Below are 4,672 nucleotides of genomic sequence, written 5' to 3' on the forward strand. Positions count from 1 at the left end.
TTATTTTTGGGTTATCACCCTGCATTTACACAAGCAATTTATCGTGTGGGAGACTCTATTACCAATCCAATTACCCCGATGCTTGCTTATCTCCCTCTTTTATTATCTTTTGCAAAAAAATACGATAAAAATATGGGGCTAGGCACGCTCATCTCAAACTTATTCCCTTATACACTAGGACTTGGTATTGTTTGGACAATCTTTGTATTAATTTGGTATTGGACAGGATTACCTGTAGGCCCTGGTGGTCCTATTCACATTGATCCAAGTGCACTGAACTAAATCATATTTATATCTAAGGAAAAATTATGGAAATTATTCATAGAGATGCTCTCAAATGCTATCAAACTAAACTTTTAGAATACCGACGTTATTTGCATGCACATCCAGAATTGTCATTCCAAGAGATTGAAACACAAAAATATATTATTGAGCACATGAGCCAATTAAAACATGCTGAAATCATTCAGCCTGTTGGTACAAGTGTTTTAGTAAAGTTTGTGACAGGCAAGGCAGGACCAAAAATTGGTTTACGCGCTGATATAGATGCTCTAGCCATTTTGGAAGAACGACATGAATTAGAATTCAAGTCTAAAAATGATGGCGTAATGCATGCTTGTGGCCATGACATCCATACAAGCATGTTAATGACTGCATGTCATTACTTTGATGAACACTTTGATAGCCTCACAGGCGAAGTTTGGGCAATCTTCCAGCATGCTGAAGAATTATTACCAGGTGGTGCTCAGGAATTAGTCAAAACCGGGCTATTCAATGAACTAGATTTTATTTATGGTCAGCATATTTGGTCAAACCTACCAATGGGTACAATTGATGTAAAAGATGGTCCTGCTAGCTCTAATACAGATGCCTACATTATTAAAATTCAAGGAAAAGGCGGCCATGCTTCTCAGCCAGAGAACTCAATTGACCCAGTTATCATTGGCGCAACAATTGTACAGAAATTACAAACTATTGTTTCTCGTATGATCTCACCACAAGAAGCAGGTGTCATCAGTAATACTTATTTTAGTTCTGGCCGTGAGTCTGCGATCAATGTGATTCCTGATGTTTGTTATTTAGGAGGTAGTGTCCGTTCATCTAGTGAAGAAATGCGATATTTATTTAAAGATACTATTACGAAAATGGTGAAGTCTACTTGTGAAGATTATGGCGCTACATGCGAAATTGATTATACATTAGGCTATGGTGTTACTTTTAATAACCCAGAGAAAACAGCTTTTGTCCGTGCAATTGCCAACAAAGTTGAAGATGCAAAAATTATCGCAGATCAATGCATGTTGGGTGGTGAAGATTTCAGCGCTTTTGCATCCATTGTGCCTTCAACTTTTGTCTTTGTTGGTGGTGGGAATCCTGATTTAGATTTTAATTACCCTCATCATCATCCTAAGTTTGGAATCGATGAACATAGCATGATGTATGGTCTACAGCTATTAGTTAATGTTGTTGAACAATACCCATCTTATTTCAAATAAATTCATACAATATTTTACGGCATCAATTATTGAGATTGATGCCTTTTTAATTAGTTACAAAACAATTTCAAAATCAAACAGATACCATACTATTCTTAATTGATAGATATTCTCACTCATTAGAAAAATACCCATAACATAAGCATTTTTAAGATTGATTAACCTTAAAACAATCTGCTATCTTGCGACGTCGCATACGCGATCTGTTGTTCTTATGTAGGTGATCAAGAACATAGAAATATTAATCAAAGGAGTTTATATGGGTTCGCAACATAATGACCATTTAAAAGCAGTGGTCATTAGAAAGGCATTCATTAAGTTGATGCCAATTCTATTGTTTTCATATGTTTTATCTTATCTCGATCGCGTTAATATCAGTTTTGCTGCGTTAACGATGATGGAAGACTTAGCACTCTCTGCTAAATTATTCGGTTATGGTACAGGTATTTTCTTCATCGGCTACTTTCTATTCGAAGTACCAAGCAACTTACTATTAACAAAATTCGGTGCACGTAAATGGATTTCCCGCATCATGATCACATGGGGCATGGTTTCTGTTGGCATGGCATTTGTACAAGGTGATGTGAGTTTCTTGGTGATGCGATTTTTATTGGGTGCTGCTGAAGCTGGTTTCTTCCCAGGTGTTATTTTGTATTTAACATTCTGGTTCCCACAAGAATTCCGCGCACGTATCATCTCTGTATTCATGCTCTCTATTCCTTTGTCATTAGCAGTCGGTGCGCCATTATCTACAGCACTTTTAGGCTTAAATGGCATTGGTGGATTGCATGGTTGGCAGTGGTTATTCATCATTGAAGGCGTACCAACAATCATCGTAGGTTTAATCTTCCTATGTGTGATGCCTGATCGCCCTAAAAATGCAAAATGGTTAAATGATGAAGAGAAAACTTACCTTCAAGGTGTTTTAGATGCAGAGAGCCTAAAAGTTGCTAAAAAGGCAGGAACCAAAGTATCCATGGCATTCAAGCACCCAATTGTATGGATTTTAGCAATCATCTATATCTCTAATGTAACGGCTAACATTGGTTTATCTAGCTTCTTACCAAGAATCATCAAAGAACAAGGTACATTCACGAATATGCAAATTGGCTGGATCACTTCTATTCCATATTTTGTTGGCGTATTAGGTAGCTTAACCTTTGGCTTCATGACTGATAAATATAAAAAACCTTTCATCTTCTTATTGGTTGCAATTTTATTAACAGGTTTAGGCTTAATTTTTGCAGGCTACTTATATGCACAAACAGCTATTGCAATGGCAATCATATCTGTCTCTGTCGCTGGTGTCGGGATTTATGGATTTAAAGCACCATTTTGGTCATTACCATCTATGTTTTTAACAGGTGCTGCTGCTGCGACCGGTATTGCAATGATCAATTCAATTGGTAACTTAGGTGGATTCATTGGTCCATCAGTCATCGGTTATGTAAGAGATGCGACAGGCAGTTATGCTTCTGGTTTATATTTCTTAGGTGGTTTAAGTATTTTTGCATCATTATTATCTATATTCTTAATGGCGAAATACTCTAAAATTGCACAACAAGACTAATTTTTAACTCAGTTAAAATTTATTAGTACACAAAAGCAGAGTTTGAACTCTGCTTTTGTTTTTATCATCATACCATATTAATATGGCCAATTAGCCTGCTGTTTATACGATTCTACCGCTTGATTTTGTGCTTCAATCTCTTCTGAACTCATATCATTCATTAATTCATCTAATGCCCAGCTATCAATTAATTTTAAATAAAAATAAGCTTTAGCTATATTGCCTTGAGATTGATAATAATCAGATAAAATAGCCCCCGCATAAGTATTACCTTGTGCTAAGATTTTCTCAGCCCAATCTAAGCCAAACTGTTCTATTTCAGGTGTTGAATCAAAACCGTCAATCCCTCGTATTGCACTATTCACCATCATAACAACATCATCTAATGCGTATGGGTTTTCTGAATCCATTGTTTGATCGAGAATATCAACAAACAATGTCATGGCTTCTGATTTTTTCGGTGTAATGGGATCATTTAAATATAATGACACGATATTAATGCCGGATTTTAAATGCCCTTTCGTATAAGCTTTTTGATAAAACTCTATCGCCTTTTGATTGCTTCTCGGTAAAGCACCATTACTGTATTCATACCAACGTGCAATATTTGTGTATTGTATGACTTTCTCTTCTTCTGGTAATGTTGCCAAAAGTTGTTCAGCCTCAGCAATCATATTTTGACCATAATAAAAACGTAACAAATTCAATTTAGCATCGGATAAAGTTTTGGCTGCACCTGAATATAATCGAATAATCTCTTTCACCTGTGCTGGAGATAAAGGTGCTTCCATTTCTAATAATTGAGCTACTGTTTGTTGAGCATTAGCATGACCATGATCAGCAGCTTTTTGTAACCACATATTACGTTGATAATTCGTTAAAGATTGATAACTATAGGATAAACTCAAATAATATTGAGCATCCACAATATTCTTCTGAGCTGCCTGCGATACCAAATTAAATCCTTCTGCTCGAATTTGAGGTGAATCGACATAAGCATAATCTTCTAAATAATATTTCCCCAGTTTAAAAATTGCATTCATATCACCTTTTCGAGATGGCACAACAACATCATAATAAAAATCAATATTTTCTAATGCTGAATAATAACCTTCTTTTGGTAACATTTTGTAATAACGCACAGCTTTATCCCAATTCATAGGAATATCTTTACCTATACGATAAGCTTCTGCTAATTGATAAGCTGCACTCTCATCTTTCAACTCTGCTAACTGTTCTAGTATTTTAAAATTTTCTACTAAATTTCGCTGTATACCAACACCCATTTGGTAAGCATAAGCTAATTCATCTAATGCATCTTTTTTCTCTTGTGTATTTAAACTAGCACTTCTTTGTAAAACTGCATCAAAAGTATTCATACTATCTAAATAAACTTTTGCATCTTCTACATTGATCATTGCATATTGTGCAATCCATTCCAACATTTGTGCACGTGTAATGTTTATATCTCTAGCTTCAGTATAACGCTGATATAAATTCGCAAAATCAATGGTTGAATCAGTTAAAACAGCTTTCGCCAGTTGCTTCGTTGCTTTGCTAATATTTTGAGAATCTGCTGATTGGTCTAATAAATAGATCCATTCAT

The 4,672-nt window shown here is 35.4% G+C and carries 4 protein-coding genes; 3 read left to right on the forward strand and 1 reads right to left on the reverse strand.

The window, feature by feature from the left end; all coding sequences use genetic code 11:
• The 3 genes from BZK14_RS10935 to BZK14_RS10945 form a co-directional block, all read left to right on the forward strand.
• Window positions 1–282, forward strand: a 282-nt coding sequence (locus BZK14_RS10935; protein ID WP_171973710.1) for an AbgT family transporter, incomplete at its 5' end; no start/stop codon positions are given.
• Window positions 283–308: 26 nt separating this feature from the next.
• Window positions 309–1,496: an amidohydrolase gene (locus BZK14_RS10940; protein WP_077926522.1), complete on the forward strand. Its 1,188-nt coding sequence runs from the start codon at window positions 309–311 to the stop codon at window positions 1,494–1,496.
• A gap of 259 nt (window positions 1,497–1,755) precedes the next feature.
• Window positions 1,756–3,066 carry an MFS transporter gene (locus BZK14_RS10945; protein WP_077926523.1) on the forward strand — a complete coding sequence of 437 codons (1,311 nt, stop codon included), beginning with the start codon at window positions 1,756–1,758 and terminating at the stop codon, window positions 3,064–3,066.
• 77 nt (window positions 3,067–3,143) lie between these two features.
• On the opposite strand, the gene BZK14_RS13365 is transcribed toward BZK14_RS10945, so the two are convergent.
• Window positions 3,144–4,672, reverse strand: a 1,529-nt coding sequence (locus tag BZK14_RS13365; protein WP_171973711.1) for a tetratricopeptide repeat protein, incomplete at its 5' end; no start/stop codon positions are given.

Origin of the sequence: Wohlfahrtiimonas larvae (assembly GCF_002006755.1) — a bacterium.
Lineage (GTDB): Bacteria > Pseudomonadota > Gammaproteobacteria > Cardiobacteriales > Wohlfahrtiimonadaceae > Wohlfahrtiimonas > Wohlfahrtiimonas larvae.